Source organism: Amycolatopsis umgeniensis (assembly GCF_014205155.1).
GTDB lineage: Bacteria > Actinomycetota > Actinomycetes > Mycobacteriales > Pseudonocardiaceae > Amycolatopsis > Amycolatopsis umgeniensis.
The window spans coordinates 3,025,107-3,039,038 of the sequence record NZ_JACHMX010000001.1 but is presented as its reverse complement, the minus strand read 5'-3'; the positions used below and the strand labels follow the sequence as shown (position 1 = coordinate 3,039,038).

Here is a 13,932-nt window from a genome sequence, read left to right as displayed (position 1 = left end):
ACCGGAGGTGGGCGGAAGCGCGACACGAACCGCCCGAGAGGATGAACCGGGCGGTGATCGCTTGTGTACGGTGGGCCGGTGCTGAAAGGGCTGGTCATCGACTACGTCGGAGTGCTCACGGACGCCGGCGCGGACGAGCTGTACGCCTTCCTGCGGGCCGCGAGGGAACGCGGCATCAAAACGGCCTTGCTCTCGAACGCCCCCGGCGCGTCGGACGAGGCCAAACGGACGCTGGACCCCTTCTTCGACGCGCTCGTCTTCTCCGGCGAGGTCGGCGTGGCCAAACCCGAGCGCGAGGTCTACCTGCTCACCGCGGGCCTGCTCGACCTGCCCGCGGACAGGTGCGTGTTCGTCGACGACGCCGCCCACAACGTCCGCGCCGCGGTGGCCGCCGGGATGGCAGGTGTGCACCACACCTCGGTCGAGGAGACGTTGACCGAGCTCAGCGCGCTGTTCCCGACGTCTTAGCGCGGCGCACCAGCTCGAACGAGAGCACGGCGGCGGCCGCGGAGACGTTGAGCGATTCGACCTCGCCCGGCATCGGGATCGACACCCACTCCGTCACCAGCTCGCCGACCTCGGCGCCGACGCCGTTCGTCTCCCCGCCCAGCACGAACGCCGCGCGCTGCGGCAGCTCGACGTCGAAAACGGAGGAGCGGGCCGAAGCGCCCAGTGCGTAGATGCCGTACCCGGCCTCGGTGAGCATCTCGGCCGCCTCGCGCGCGCTGCCGCACCGCAGCACCGGCGCGCGGAACGCGACCCCCGCCGAAGCCTTGACCACCATCGGGTCGAGGGCGGCGACCCCGCGCCGCGGGACCACGACACCCTCCAGCCCGGCGGCGGTCGCCGTGCGCAGGATCATCCCGACGTTCGCAGGGGTGGTGATCCCGTCGAGCAGCAGCACCCGCGACGGCGGCCTGCCGTCGGACAGCGCCGCGTGCAGTGACCGCATACGCGGCGCGACGACGTCGGCGAGGACGCCCTGGTCCTGCTTGCCGTTGCCGGCCAGCACCTTGACGCGGTGCGCGCTCGCCCGCTGCACCGGCACCCCGGCGGCCTTGGCGGCGCGTTCGATCTCGGCGGCGTTCTGTCCCCGCACGGTGTCGGCGAGAATCACCTTGTCCACCTCGAGCGCCGCGTCGTCCAATGCTTCGAGCACCGGTTTCCGGCCGTACACCGTCAGGAACCGGTCCTTCGGCGAGATCGCCGCCTCATCACCCACACCGGCGAGTGTCCCACTATGTAAGGATCGGCCCATGCCCGACCGCCTCTCCGCGCTGGACGCCTCGTTCCTGTACGTGGAAGACCATTCGACCCCGATGCACGTCGGTGGCGTGGCGATCTTCGAACGACCGCGCGACGGCTTCACCTACGAGCGGCTGCTGGACCTGATCGGGCAGCGCCTGGCGTTCCTGCCGCGCTACCGGCAGCGCGTGCTGGAGGTGCCGGGGCATCTCGCCCGGCCGGTGTGGGTCGACGACGTCGACTTCGACCTCAACTACCACGTCCGCCGGTCCGCGCTGCCGCAGCCGGGCTCCGACGGCCAGCTGTTCGATCTCGTGGCGCGGCTGATGTCGAGGCGGCTCGATCCGGGCAGGCCGCTGTGGGAGGCGTACTTCGTCGAGGGGCTCGCGGGGGATCGCGTCGCGCTGGTGACCAAGACGCATCAGTCCGTTGTGGACGGTATCGGCACGATCGAACTCGGGCAGCTGATCCTCGACGCCGCCCCGCAGGAGCCGGAGCCCTTCGAAGACAACTGGCATCCGCGCCGGGAACCGAGCCGCACCCAGCTGATCCTCGACGCGATCGCCGAGACGGTGCAACGGCCGACGGAACTGGTGGAGAACGTGCGCTCCATCGCCCACGACGCCACCGCGATGGCGGGCAAGGTCACCGAAACGGTCGGTGACGTCGCGTCGGCGCTGAAGACCATGGTGAGTCCGGCGCCGTCCGGGCCGCTCAACGTCCGTACCTCCGGCGGCCGCATGTTCGCGGTGGTCCGCACGCGGCTGGAGGATTTCCGCAAGGTCCGCGCCGCGCACGGCGGCACGGTGAACGACGTCGTGCTGGCGGCGATCTCCGGCGCGCTGCGGGAGTGGCTGCTCTCCCGCGGCTCGAACCTGACCGCGACGACCACCGTGCGCGCGCTGGTGCCGATGGCCGTCCGCGACGCCGAGACGGCCGAGTTTTCGACGCCCGCGCTGGTCGGGAACCAGGTCGACGCCTATCTGGTCGATCTCCCGGTCGGTGAGCCGAACGCGGTCCTGCGGCTGCAGCACATCGGCCACGCGATGGCGGATCACCTCGATTCGGGCCGCTCGGTCGCCGCGCGAGGGCTGCTGACGGTCGGCGGTTTCGCGCCGGCGACCCTGCATTCGCTGGGCGCGCGGGCGGCCGGATCGATGTCGGGGCGCATCTTCAACGTGCTGATCACGAATTCGCCGGGCCCGCAGGTGCCGCTCTACGCGGGACAGGCGAAGATGGTGGAGATGTTCCCGGTCATGCCGCTGGTGCGCAATCAGGCGCTGGCGATCGGGGTCACCTCGTATCACGGGGGTGTCTACTTCGGACTGAACGGCGACCGCAAGGCCGTGTCCGATGTGGACCTGCTCGCCGGGATGATCGAGGAATCGTTGGAAGAACTGAAGGGTGCGCACTGGTGAGGGTCTATCTACCCGGGACGATCGCGATGCTGCGCGACCTCGAAACCGCCGGTGAGTTCCGGGCGCGGAGCGGCACGGGATTCGCGCTGACCCCGGCGTTGCGGGAGTCCTACGCCAGCGGATCCGACGAAGAACTCGAGTACGCCGCGCTGCTCGACGCCGCCAGGGCGTCGCTCCGGCTGATCGCGGCCGAGGAGAAGGCCGAGCCGCGGCGGGTGGTGATCTCGGCCGACCTCGACGAGGTCACCCTGCGCCCGGATCTCGACGCCGCCGTCGTCCGGCTCGCCGGTCCGGTGAAGATCGCCGACGTCGCCGCGATCCACGTCGACGCGGCCGAGGCCGCCGAGTCCGTGCAGGCCGCCGCCGCGGTGATCGACCAGGCCGACCTCGGAGATCCGGACGCGGAGTTCACCCTCGGCGACGCCGAAGACCACGAACTCGCCTGGTACGCGCCCCAAGAGCTCCCGTTCCTGCTCGAACTCCTGTAGCCCCCCGGGTGTTTAGTCCTCTGGTTGCGGTTCTTGCGTGTGCAACTACCGCATTCAGAGGACTAAACGCGGAGGGGGCAGGACCCGGACGGTTTCGGCCCTGCCAGCGTGGCTCCGTCGGGACCACGGGTTGCGAAAGCCACGTTCGCAACGTTGAAGGTTGCGAACGTGGCTTTCGCAACACCTGCCACTGAGACCGACACCGAGGGGCGGCACGAGCACGCGCGTTTGCGTTACCCGCGTTTAGTCCTCTGGATGTGGTCCTTGCGTGCGCAACTACCGCCTTCAGAGGACTAAACGCGGGAGGGGGTCAGGACGAGGACGGTTTCGGCCCGGTCGCGTGGTGTTTTCGCTGTCCTGAAGGCCGCTTTGGAGACGTTGATCGTCTCAAGGGTGGCCTTCAGGGCGTATCGGGCTGTCGGAGTGTCGCCAGGACCGTGCCCCCGGCGTTTAGTCCTCTGGTTGCGGTTCTTGCGTGTGCAACTACCGCATCCAGAGGACTAAACGCGGGAGGGGTCAGAACCAGGAAGGGCCCGGGACCGGGCGTTCGGGGCGCCACCCGGTCGCTTCGGTGAGCCGCGTCGAGACGGCACGCTGCGAACGTGCCAGCACCGACATCGGCCCCACCCGGTTCGCCAGCCACTTCGGCAGCGCGCGCGGACGCCGGACACCGGCCGCGGCGGCCATCGCCTCGCCGAGTTCCCGCTTCCGCACCGGATCCGCGGCCAGGTTGTAGACGCCGCTCGGTGCCCGCAGCGCCGCGATCGCGCCCGCCGCCGCGTCGTCCGGGTGGATCGCCGCGGTCCAGTCGGTCCGGCGGCCGATGATCAGCGGCGAACCGCGCCGCGCGGCCGTCAGCATCATCGTGGTCATCGGGTCGTCGGAGACCAGCAGCCCGATCCGCAGCCGGATCGCGGCGCGTCCCTCGTCCGCCAGTTCCGCGACGTTCGCGTGCGCCACCATCGAAGACGCGATGTGACCGGTGGGTGCGAGAGGCGCGTCCTCGTCCAGTTCGCCGTCGCCGCCGTCGGCGTAGACGAACGAGATCCCTTCCTGCACCACGATTCCCAGCTCGGCGACCTGGCGCACGGCGGCCGCGAGCGTCCGGCTGCCGTCGGTCCGCAGCCGGTTGTTCTCCGCCCAGCCCGCCGCCGTCATCGCGCTACGCCCGCCCGGGATCCGGGTCGCGACGTTCACCACCGCCTCGTGTCCGCGCAGCGCCCCGGCCAGGGAATCGACGTCGAACAGCGAACCCGTCACCGGATTGGCGCCGGTCGCGCGCACGGCCGCGACGCGGTCTTCGCCCCGGGCCAGCCCGCTCACCTCGTGGCCTTCGGCCAGCAGACGCCGCACCAGCGGCCGCCCCAGAACCCCGGTCGCCCCGATCACCATCACGCGCATGTTCGTCCTCCTGTTCGCCTTCTCCCTCTGGACGGGACGGGCGCGGTGAACGTGACAGGGCCTCTCAGCCCGCCGGGATCTCGCCGATCTCCTCCGGCGGCGGTGCCTGGATGTCCGCCTGCGTGCCCCACTCGCTGTAGAGCGTGACGATCTTGGCCATCGCGCTGTCCGGGACACCCGAAGCGGCGAGGACGGGGGCGAGGTCGAGCACGATCCGCACCGGTTGACGCGCGTCGTCGAGCCAGACCTCCATGGGGATCTTCCCGAGCTTGCCGTTCAGTTCCCCGACGGCCTCCGCCGACAACCCGGCGGGCAGATCGCCGCCGAGCGCGGCCATGTCGATGTCCAGCCGGTAGTGCTCGGTGGACACGCCGTCGAGTTCGGCGTGCCCGGATTCGGTGAGTGTGCCCGCCCGCCGGACCTGGTCGAGCGCGCGGCCGGGGTCGTTCTGCTTCGCCAGCTGGTCGATACTGCCGCCCGCGACCTGCGAGAACGGATCAGCGCCGTCGGGGGAGACCTTGACCCAGGGTTTCCCGCCGGGGACGTCCTCGCGGGCGCTCTCGGGGACCTTGGCGAAGACGATCTTGTCGACCAGCCGGAGTTCGAGCGGCTCGCCGAGGAAGTCCGTGGTCATGGCCAGCGCGGTCCCCGTCCGCGCGACCCGGGCCTGCCCCTGGCTCTTCGAGCGCATCGTGCCCGCGGTGACGTCGGTGGCGAACTTCGCGGCCTTGCCGTCGACAGCGGACGTGACACCGTCGGCGAGCGCGCGGGCGTCGGCGAACGACACGGTTTCGCTGTCACACGCGCCGAGCGTCGCGCCGAGTACGAGCACGACGGCGGACAGGGCCGTTCTCCGCATGAGGGCCTGCTTTCGAGGTCGGGCACTCAAGCGAAACACAACCGGGGACCTCGCCCCGATCGGGGGAACGGCTCAGCGGCTGTCGCCGATCGCCTCGGGCGGCGGCGCGATGATCACCACGTCGGACGCCCAGCTGTCGTATTTGACCGTGGCCTTGCCGAGCGTGACCTGCACCGGGCGCTGCTCGGCGTCCAGCCACACTTCGGCGGGGGCACCGCCGAGGTCGAGGACGTAACGCGTGGCGGCCGTGCCGTTGACGTCGGCCTGCTCGGTTTTGGTGACCTTGCCGGATTTCGAGATCCGGTCGAGCGTGCGCGTGGGGTCCATCGTCTCGACGACGTTCGTCATCAGCGCGCCGTTGGCCGCGGAGAGCGCGTCCTTGCCGCCGGCGGTGATCTTGACCCATTCCTTGTCGGTCTTGAGCTCTCGCACCTGCGCGTCGGACAGGTGGTAGAAGAGCGCGCCGTCGGCGAAGATCAGGTCCCGTTTCTCACCCGCGACCTCGGCGACCATGGAGAACTTGCTGTTCGCGCCTTCGTAGAGCCCGGAGCTGGTCACCACGACCTTGCGGCCGTCGTCGGCGGTGGTCTCCAGCGCGATCTTCGACGAGCGGGCCTTCTGCGTGCTCGCGGCCGCGACCGAGGCCAGCTGCGCGGCGTCCTTGACCGGTGGTGCCGCCGGTTTCTCTTCTCCGGAACAGCCGCCCAACAGCAGGAGAGCGGTACAGACGGCGGCGAATCCGGTGGCACGCATAGGACTCCCTCGGGTGAATGGTCTGTACCACTACCGTAGCGCCTATCGCGTGAATTTCCACCGTCGGTTTGTCTGGGAGCGCGTGAACCGGTCTAGCCGCCCATCAGTTCGATGTAGTCGGCGACTTCGCCGTCGGGCGGCGGGGAGACGTCCACGGCCTTTCCCCAGTCGCTGTAGGTGCAGGTCGACTTGGCCTCGCCTTGCTTGGCCGGCCCCAGCCCGTTCATGACCGAGGTCATGTCCATGATCATCTTCAGCGGAAGCTGCTCGGCGTTGACCCACAGCTCGGCCGGAACCCGCAGGTCCTTGCCTTCGAACCGCTTCTCGATCTCCGCCCGCCGGTCCGCGGGCAGGTCGTCGCCGAAGAACAGGTCGAGCTGCTTCCGAAGGTCGAATTCCACGAAGTAGTGGTTCGTCGGCACGCCGTTCAGCTGGGTCTGTTCCGACCTGATGAGGCGGCCGGTTTTCTCGACCAGCCTTCACGAACGCGGTCTGGTCCGAGACGACCTGCACCGGCAGCTGGTCGGCGTTGAGCCACAGCTCGGTGGGGATGGTGACGTTCTTGCCCTTGAGCTTCTCGTCGAGCTTCTTCAGAGCTTCGGCGGGCAGGGGGATGCCGATGTCGCCCATGATGAGGGCGATGGCCTTCTCGGCCTCGATCTCGACGACGTAGTGGTTGGTCTTCTCGCCATTCAGCTCGACCTGGTCCGACTTCGTGATCTTGCCGGCCTTCGAGATCTGCTCGATGGTCCGCGACGGGTCGCTTTCCTTGATGGCCTTCGACATCATCGTGCCGAGCAGCTGCGAGATCGGGTCCTGGCCGTCGGCCGAGATCTTCACGTACGACTTGTCGATCTGCTTGCCGTCGCTGTCCATGATCATCGAGAACTTGCTGTTCTCGCCGTCGTACAGGCCCTGGCCGGTCGCCGTGTTCTTCTTGGTGCTCTCGCGGGTCAGCGCCGCGAGCTGGATCGGGTCGCCGAGCGGGGACGAAAGCGAGCTCTTCGCTTCGGAAGGAGCGGGAGCAGCCGCGCCGGACTGCTTGTCGCCACCGCAGGCGGTCAGCGCCAGAACGGCGGCCGTGGTGACGGCGGTGAGCGTGATTACGCACTTCAAGAGGACCGCTCAGAAAAGTTGATCTAATCTGAACGGGTTATCGCGCGCGGCGAAATTAGTTACCGATCGTCCTCATGTCCAGCTCGTGAGCCCAAAAGGCGGCGCAAAGACTCCAAACGGTCCACGCTTGCGTGACCGTCCGTGACCACGTCGTCGAGCGCGCAGTCCGGATCCGAGGGCGGTCCGAGGTGGCCGCAGCCGGAGGGGCACTCCTCCGCCGCCGCGGCGAATTCCTCGAACGCGAGCACGATGTCGTCGGCGGTCACGTGCGCGAGGCCGAACGAGCGGATGCCCGGGGTGTCGACCACCCAGCCGCCGCCGGGCAGCGAAAGCGCGACCGCCGCGACCGACGTGTGCCTGCCCTTGCCGACCGCGCTGACCACGCCGGTCGCCAGTCCCGCGTCCGGCACCAGCCGGTTGACCAAAGTGGACTTTCCGACGCCCGAATGCCCGACCAGCGCGGTGACCCGGTCCTTGAGCCGTCCGACCAGCTCGTCCGGGAACTCGTCGTGCCGGGTGACCACCGCAGGGATGTCGAGGCCCGCGTAACCGGCGAGGAGCTCGTCCGGGCTCGCGAGGTCGGCCTTCGTCAGGCACAGGACCGGCTCGAGGCCACCCGCGTAGCAGGCGACGAGGCAGCGGTCGATGAAGCCGGTGCGCGGCTGGGGATCGGCCAGCGCGGTCACGATCAGCAGCTGCTCGGCGTTGGCGACGACCACCCGTTCGAAGGGATCGGTGTCGTCCGCGGTCCGGCGGAGCACACTGGAGCGTTCATCCACCCGGATGATCCGGGCGAGGGTGTCCGGTTTGCCGCTCACGTCGCCGACGATGCCGACGGTGTCACCGACGACCACCGAGACCCGGCCCATCTCGCGAGCGCGCATCGCGGTGACGACGCGATTCGGATCCGCGTCGATCGCGCAGGTCCAGCGCCCGCGGTCCTTCCCGATGACCATCGCCGTGGACGCGTCCGCGTGCTCGGGACGACGTTTGCTGCGCGGCCTGGTGCCCTTGCCGGGACGGATCCGCACATCGGATTCGTCCAGCTTGCGCCAGTCCTTGCCAGCCAAACCGCCTCCTGCTCTTCGAACACCGCGGAACAATGATCCCATGCTGCTCGCCATCGTCTGGCCGGCGTGTAACGATGACTGTCGATTAGGGAGGTTTTCGCATGTGCGGGCGTTATGCCGCCACCAAGGACCCCGCGGCGCTGATCGACGAATTCGCCGCGGTGGACCTGACCGAGGGCCGGATCCGGACCGATCACAACGTGGCGCCGACCAAGGACGTCGCCACCGTCGTGCAGCGGCATCCGCGTGACGCCGACGGCGCGGTGCTCGAAGACGAGCCTGCCGTCCGGTCGCTGCGGATGATGCGCTGGGGCCTGGTCCCGTTCTGGGCGAAGGACCCAGGCGTGGGCTCGAAGATGATCAACACCCGCGCCGAGACAGCCAAGGAGAAGCCGTCCTTCAAGAAGGCGCTCTCCGCACGGCGCTGCCTCGTCCCCGCCGAAGGCTGGTACGAGTGGCGGCGCGACGGCAAGGAGAAGCAGCCCTTCTTCATGACCGGCCCAGGCGACGGATCGCTCGCTTTCGCCGGTATCTGGGAGACCTGGCGGCCGAAGGACGACAAGGACGCCGATCCGCTGATCACCTTCTCCGTGATCACCACGGATTCGGTCGGCAGGCTCACCGACATCCACCACCGCATGCCGCTGCTGATGCCGCGCGAGAAGTGGGACACCTGGCTCGACCCCGACCTGCCCGACGTCACCGAGCTGCTCGTCCCGCCCTCGGCGGAGCTGGTCGACACGATCGAGCTGCGGCCGGTGTCCAGCCTGGTCAACAACGTCCGCAACAACGGACCGGAGCTGTTGGACAGGGTCGAACCTGCGGCCGACAGCGCGCTCTTCGACGTGCCGAACTCATGACGAAGCTGGAGATCGACACCGCCTACGGCCCCGCGCGGGCCGAGTTGCACTGCGCCGAGGAGGGCGTCGCCGTGCTGATGCTCGGCCACGGCGCTGGCGGTGGGATCGGCGCGAAAGACCTGGTCGCGGTCACGCGGGCGGCGCAGGCGGCCGGTGTCCACGTCGCGCTCGTCGAGCAGCCGTACCGGGTGGCGGGCCGCCGGGCCCCGGCGCCCGCCACACAACTCGACACCGCCTGGCTCACCGTGGCCGACGAGATCTCCGAGCGTTTCGACGATCTCCCGATCGTGTTCGGCGGCCGGTCGTCCGGCGCCCGCGTCGCCTGCCGGACCGCCGCCGTGGGGCAGGCGGTGGCCGTGCTCTGCCTGGCCTTCCCCGAGCACCCGCCGGGGAAGCCGGAGAAGACCCGGCAGGGTGAATTGGACGCCGTCGAAGTCCCGACGCTGGTCGTCCAGGGCGAGCGAGACCCGTTCGGCTTGCCCAAGGCGGGCCCGCACCACGAGATCGTGGTGCTCAAGGGCGACCACAATCTCAGCGCCGACCTCGAAGGCGTGTCACGCGCGGCCGCCGAGTGGCTCGAGCGTGTGCTGCGGCCGCTTGCTTGAGAGCCGTCGCCGCGCGTAGTGCGCGGTGACCGCGGCCAGCAGCGGACCCCAGAGCAGCAGCGGCGCGTAACAGGCGGCCATGACGACGCCGTAGACCGGCGAGTCCTCCCAGCTGCCCGGCGACATCGACGAGCCAGCCTCGTTCCAGCCGAACAGTGCCTGGAAGCTCAGCACGGTCAGGGCGATCGCGCCCGCGGTGGCCAAGGCGATCGCGACGAACGGCGGGATCCTTCGGCCGCGCAGCCCCGGGATCCAGCGCGGCCACACCTCACCCCACGGCCGGACGAGCCCGAGGGTGAGGAACGCGAGCGTCTCGGCGAGGATGCTCAGTCCGAAGACGTAGGCCGTTCCCCAGCCGGGGATGCCGAACTCCGTCAGCCCCTGGGCGGTGAACCCGACCGGCAGGCCGAGGCCCATCGCGATCCGCCACAGTCCGGACGGCAAGGTCGCCAGCAGCGTCGCGTGAGCGGCGAGGTTCGCCCACCTCGGCACACCGGGCACGGTCTTGGTCATTTCGTCGCTCCCCAGGGATCGTCGTTCGCTTGCCGATGACGATTCCGCAGGGGGCGCAGGGGATCTTCCCGCTGGGGATCGAGGCGATTCCCCCACGAGGGTGAGCTGGACCTCCCGCATTTCGTCCTCTGGATGCGGTACTTGCACACGCAACTACCGCATCCAGAGGACGAAACGCGGGAAATCAGCTCGCGATCGGAGCCACCACGGCGCCGGTGAGCCGCACGAGATCACCGGGAGCGAGTTCGACCTCCAGGCCGCGACGCCCCGCCGAACAGTGCACGGTCTCGAACTTCTCCGCCGAGGCGTCGATCACCACCGGGATCCGGCTCCGGTGCCCGAGCGGCGAGATCCCGCCGAGCACGTACCCTGTCGCGCGCTGCGCGGCCGCGGGGTCGGCCATCTTGGCCTTCTTGCCGCCCGCGGCGGCGGCGAGGGCCTTCAGATCCAGCTGGCCGGTGACCGGGACCACGCCGACGGTCAGTTTCCCGTCGACCTCGGCGACCAGTGTCTTGAACACCCGCGCGGGCTCGAGCCCCAGCGCCTCGACGGCCTCGAGGCCGTACGATTCGGCCCTCGGGTCGTGGTCGTAGGCGTGCAGGACGTGCGGCACGTTCTGCTTCGCCAGCAGTGCCGTCGCCGGGGTTCCCTTGCCAGCCATGGGCGGAGTCTACGAGGGCCCCGGGAATGCCCGACCGGGCAACGCTGTTGGAACGCACGTGTCCACCACACTCGAAGCTCCCCGAATCCTGATCCCGCGCACGCCGGGCGGCCAGGTGATCCGTCCGCGCGTAAACTCGACGACGTCTCATGCGCACAAGCGCATCGACGCCGATCGAGAAGGGAACGGTTTGCCGAGCACGCAGAATCCCGCGCCGGACACGGGCACGGACGCCGAAGAGGCGGCCGCGCGGGCCGAGCGCTTCGAGCGGGACGCGATGCCCTTGCTCGACCAGCTGTACTCGGCCGCCATGCGGATGACCCGGAATCCCGCCGATGCCGAGGACCTCGTCCAGGAGACGTACCTGAAGGCGTACGCGGCCTTCGCGTCCTTCAAGGCGGGCACGAACCTCAAGGCGTGGATGTACCGCATCCTCACGAACACCTACATCAACGGCTATCGCAAGCGTCAGCGCCAGCCGGTGCAGCAGCCCACCGAGGAGATCACCGACTGGCAGATCGCCAAGGCGGAGAGTCACACCTCCAGCGGGCTGCGCTCGGCCGAGGTCGAAGCGATGGACAACCTGCCCGACGCCGACGTCAAGGAAGCGCTGCAGAAGCTGCCCGAGGAGTTCCGCCTCGCGGTCTACCTCGCCGATGTCGAAGGCTTCGCGTACAAGGAGATCGCCGAGATCATGGACACGCCCATCGGCACCGTGATGTCCCGGCTGCACCGCGGCCGCGCCCAGCTCCGTGACCTGCTCGCCGACGTCGCCCGCGAACGGGGCTTCATCCGCGCGGGCAAACAGCAGGAGGTGGCGGGGCGATGAGCGAGGACTACTGCTCCGGCGCGGACGACAAGGTCAAATGCGAGGAAGCCCTCGCCGACATCTACCTGCTCCTCGACAGGGAGTGCAGCGCCGAGCGTGACGCGGCACTGCGCAAGCACATCGAGGACTGCCCGCCGTGCCTCGAGGAATACGGTATCGACGAGCACATCAAGGCGCTCCTCGCCCGGAAGTGCGGGGGTGACCACGCGCCGGACGACCTGAAGTCCCGGCTGCGGGCGTCGATCCGCCAGACCGTGCAGACCAAGGGCGCGATCACGATCGAGCGCACCGAGGTCAAGATCGAGCAGACCTTCGAATAGCCCGGCTCAAGACACGCGAAGGCCCCCGTACCGGATCGGTGCGGGGGCCTTCGCGGTCTGATCGATGATCAGGAGTTGGGCTTCTTGCCGTGGTTCGCGCCGTTCTTCTTACGGTCGCGACGCTTGCGGGCGCGCTTCGACATGTTTCACTCCTCGTCCGAGTGGCCCTCGCGGGGTGGTTCGACACCGCTGGGCCAGGGTCAACCTGTTCAGTGTGTCATGCGGCCCTCACCCTGCTTGGATGGGGACGTGTCCACCCTTTCCGATCTGCTCGCGGAGAACACCGGCCTGTCCGGTGAAGCCGCGGACCACCTCCAGACCGTGGTCGCCGAATGGCAGCTGCTGGCCGACCTGTCCTTCGCCGACTTCCTGCTCTGGGTCGCCGTCTCGGAGGAGCTCCAGCCCGACGGCGGCGACTACGTCTGCGTCGCCCACGCGCGCCCGACGACGGCGCCGACGGCCCATCCGGAGGACGTCGTCGGCTCCCGGTTCACCGTGGACGAGCATCCGCAGCTGGCCAAGGCGAGCCGCGAAGTGCGGATCTGCCGCGAAGAGGATCCGCACTGGTACCGCGACCTGCCGATGCGCCGCGAGGCCATCCCGGTGGTTTTCGGCGGCACGGTGATCGCCGTCCTCAGCCGCGAGACCAACCTGGCGGCCTCGCGGGTGCCGAGCCCGCTCGAGATCGCCTATCTCGGCAGCGCCGGCGACCTGTGCCAGATGATCGTCGACGGCACCTTCCCCAGCCCGGGGAACCAGACGGACACGCACACCAGCCCGCGCGTCGGCGACGGCCTGATCCGCCTCGATCCGACGGGCACCGTGGTCTTCGCCAGCCCGAACGGGTTGTCCGCCTATCACCGGATGGGGCACGAGTCCGATCTCGTCGGACAGCGTCTCGCGCCGCTGACCAGGTCGCTCATCCGTGACCCGTTCGACGCGACCGAGGTGTCGCACCGGATCATCGAGGCGCTCGACGGCAAGCCCAGCAGCCGGACGGAGGCGGATTCCCGTCGCGGTGCCGTCGTGCTGTTCCGTGCGCTGCCGCTGCGTCCGGCGGGGCAGCCCGCCGGTGCGCTGGTGCTGGTGCGCGACGTCACCGAGGTGAAGCGTCGTGACCGCGCCCTCCTTTCGAAGGACGCGACCATCCGCGAGATCCACCACCGGGTGAAGAACAACCTGCAGACCGTCGCCGCGCTGTTGCGGCTCCAGTCGCGCCGGACCTCCAGCGAGGAGGCGCGGCTCGCGCTCGGCGAGTCCGTGCGCCGGGTTTCGTCGATCGCGATGGTGCACGAGGCGCTGTCCATCTCGGTGGACGAACGGGTCGACCTCGACAAGCTGCTCGACAACGTCCTCCCGATGGTCGGCGAGGTCGCGACGGCCGAATCGCAGGTCGGGCTTTCGCGCAAGGGTTCGTTCGGCGTCGTCGTCGCCGAGATCGCGACGCCCTTGGTGATGGTGCTGGCCGAACTGGTCCAGAACGCCATCGAGCACGCTTTCCCCGACGGACGGCCCGGAAAGGTCGAACTCGTGGTGGAAAGGTCGGCTCGCTGGCTCGACGTCGTCATCCGCGACAACGGGCGCGGGCTGCCGTCGGGTTTTTCACTGGAACGCAGCGACGGCCTCGGACTGCAGATCGTGCGGACCCTGGTGGAGTCCGAACTGCGCGGTTCGCTTTCCCTGCGCGGACTGCGCGGGGAGTCCGAGGAATCGGGCGGCCGCCGGGTGGGGACCGAAGCGGCGTTGCGGATCCCGCTTTCCCGCCGTCTCTGAGCGACCGCAGTGGACAGTCCT

The 13,932-nt window shown here is 69.3% G+C and carries 18 protein-coding genes; 9 read left to right on the top strand and 9 right to left on the bottom strand.

All coding sequences use genetic code 11. From position 1 onward, the window contains the following. Positions 1-63: 63 nt before the first annotated feature. Positions 64-468, top strand: coding sequence for an HAD-IA family hydrolase (locus tag HDA45_RS13865; RefSeq protein ID WP_184895343.1), 405 nt, complete (start codon positions 64-66; stop codon positions 466-468). Here HDA45_RS13865 and HDA45_RS13860 read toward each other — a convergent pair. Beyond that, positions 443-1,222, bottom strand: coding sequence for a TrmH family RNA methyltransferase (locus tag HDA45_RS13860; RefSeq protein ID WP_184895341.1), 780 nt, complete (start codon positions 1,220-1,222; stop codon positions 443-445). The genes HDA45_RS13865 and HDA45_RS13860 overlap by 26 nt on opposite strands. Positions 1,223-1,256: 34 nt before the next feature. On the opposite strand from HDA45_RS13860, the gene HDA45_RS13855 reads away from it, so the two are divergent. Together HDA45_RS13855 and HDA45_RS13850 are read left to right on the top strand one after the other, a co-directional pair. Further along, a complete protein-coding gene (locus tag HDA45_RS13855) occupies positions 1,257-2,663 on the top strand; it encodes a WS/DGAT/MGAT family O-acyltransferase (protein ID WP_184895339.1) in 1,407 nt (468 codons plus the stop codon). Next, the gene (locus tag HDA45_RS13850) at positions 2,660-3,151 is read left to right on the top strand and encodes a DUF6912 family protein (protein WP_184895337.1); all 492 of its coding nucleotides are present in this window, start codon (positions 2,660-2,662) and stop codon (positions 3,149-3,151) included. The genes HDA45_RS13855 and HDA45_RS13850 overlap by 4 nt, the downstream gene beginning before the upstream one ends. Positions 3,152-3,667: 516 nt before the next feature. On the opposite strand, the gene HDA45_RS13845 is transcribed toward HDA45_RS13850, so the two are convergent. From HDA45_RS13845 to HDA45_RS13830, 4 genes are all read right to left on the bottom strand, one after another. Further along, positions 3,668-4,552, bottom strand: coding sequence for an NAD-dependent epimerase/dehydratase family protein (locus HDA45_RS13845; RefSeq protein WP_184895335.1), 885 nt, complete (start codon positions 4,550-4,552; stop codon positions 3,668-3,670). 64 nt (positions 4,553-4,616) lie between these two features. After that, complete coding sequence (locus HDA45_RS13840; RefSeq protein WP_184895334.1) at positions 4,617-5,411, bottom strand: SCO4651 family lipoprotein; 795 nt, start codon at positions 5,409-5,411, stop codon at positions 4,617-4,619. Positions 5,412-5,483: 72 nt separating this feature from the next. After that, positions 5,484-6,164 (bottom strand): hypothetical protein, encoded by a 681-nt coding sequence (locus HDA45_RS13835; RefSeq protein ID WP_184895332.1) that lies wholly within the window; start codon positions 6,162-6,164, stop codon positions 5,484-5,486. Between the two features lie 92 nt (positions 6,165-6,256). Further along, positions 6,257-6,586 carry a hypothetical protein gene (locus HDA45_RS13830; protein WP_184895330.1) on the bottom strand — a complete coding sequence of 110 codons (330 nt, stop codon included), beginning with the start codon at positions 6,584-6,586 and terminating at the stop codon, positions 6,257-6,259. Positions 6,587-6,614: 28 nt separating this feature from the next. On the opposite strand from HDA45_RS13830, the gene HDA45_RS13825 reads away from it, so the two are divergent. Next, entirely contained in the window at positions 6,615-7,307 is a 693-nt protein-coding gene (locus tag HDA45_RS13825) for a hypothetical protein (RefSeq protein WP_184895328.1), read from the top strand. 32 nt (positions 7,308-7,339) lie between these two features. Here the strand turns inward: HDA45_RS13825 and rsgA are convergent, their stop codons facing one another. Next, positions 7,340-8,350 (bottom strand): ribosome small subunit-dependent GTPase A, encoded by a 1,011-nt coding sequence (gene rsgA / locus HDA45_RS13820; RefSeq protein WP_184895326.1) that lies wholly within the window; start codon positions 8,348-8,350, stop codon positions 7,340-7,342. A 101-nt stretch (positions 8,351-8,451) separates the two neighbouring features. Between rsgA and HDA45_RS13815 the strand changes: the two genes are divergently transcribed. Both HDA45_RS13815 and HDA45_RS13810 read left to right on the top strand, forming a co-directional pair. Further along, on the top strand, positions 8,452-9,210 hold the full coding sequence (locus HDA45_RS13815; protein WP_184895324.1) for an SOS response-associated peptidase: 759 nt from the start codon (positions 8,452-8,454) through the stop codon (positions 9,208-9,210). Then, entirely contained in the window at positions 9,207-9,815 is a 609-nt protein-coding gene (locus tag HDA45_RS13810) for an alpha/beta hydrolase family protein (protein WP_184895322.1), read from the top strand. Before HDA45_RS13815 ends, HDA45_RS13810 begins: the two co-directional genes overlap by 4 nt. On the opposite strand, the gene HDA45_RS13805 is transcribed toward HDA45_RS13810, so the two are convergent. Continuing rightward, positions 9,765-10,328 carry a hypothetical protein gene (locus HDA45_RS13805; protein ID WP_184895320.1) on the bottom strand — a complete coding sequence of 188 codons (564 nt, stop codon included), beginning with the start codon at positions 10,326-10,328 and terminating at the stop codon, positions 9,765-9,767. The two genes, HDA45_RS13810 and HDA45_RS13805, sit on opposite strands and share 51 nt — an antisense overlap. A 184-nt stretch (positions 10,329-10,512) precedes the next feature. Next, positions 10,513-10,989, bottom strand: coding sequence for a Cys-tRNA(Pro) deacylase (gene ybaK, locus HDA45_RS13800; protein ID WP_184895318.1), 477 nt, complete (start codon positions 10,987-10,989; stop codon positions 10,513-10,515). Between the two features lie 190 nt (positions 10,990-11,179). On the opposite strand from ybaK, the gene HDA45_RS13795 reads away from it, so the two are divergent. After that, a complete protein-coding gene (locus HDA45_RS13795) occupies positions 11,180-11,818 on the top strand; it encodes a sigma-70 family RNA polymerase sigma factor (RefSeq protein WP_026466946.1) in 639 nt (212 codons plus the stop codon). Next, positions 11,815-12,138: a mycothiol system anti-sigma-R factor gene (rsrA, locus tag HDA45_RS13790; protein WP_184895316.1), complete on the top strand. Its 324-nt coding sequence runs from the start codon at positions 11,815-11,817 to the stop codon at positions 12,136-12,138. The genes HDA45_RS13795 and rsrA overlap by 4 nt, the downstream gene beginning before the upstream one ends. A gap of 68 nt (positions 12,139-12,206) precedes the next feature. Here rsrA and HDA45_RS43225 read toward each other — a convergent pair whose 3' ends face one another. Next, positions 12,207-12,281 (bottom strand): 50S ribosomal protein bL37, encoded by a 75-nt coding sequence (locus HDA45_RS43225; protein ID WP_369299112.1) that lies wholly within the window; start codon positions 12,279-12,281, stop codon positions 12,207-12,209. Positions 12,282-12,387: 106 nt separating this feature from the next. Here HDA45_RS43225 and HDA45_RS13785 point away from each other — a divergent pair, with 106 nt between their 5' ends. Further along, a complete protein-coding gene (locus tag HDA45_RS13785; RefSeq protein WP_184895314.1) occupies positions 12,388-13,911 on the top strand; it encodes a histidine kinase N-terminal domain-containing protein in 1,524 nt (507 codons plus the stop codon). The last annotated feature ends 21 nt before the right edge of the window (positions 13,912-13,932 follow it).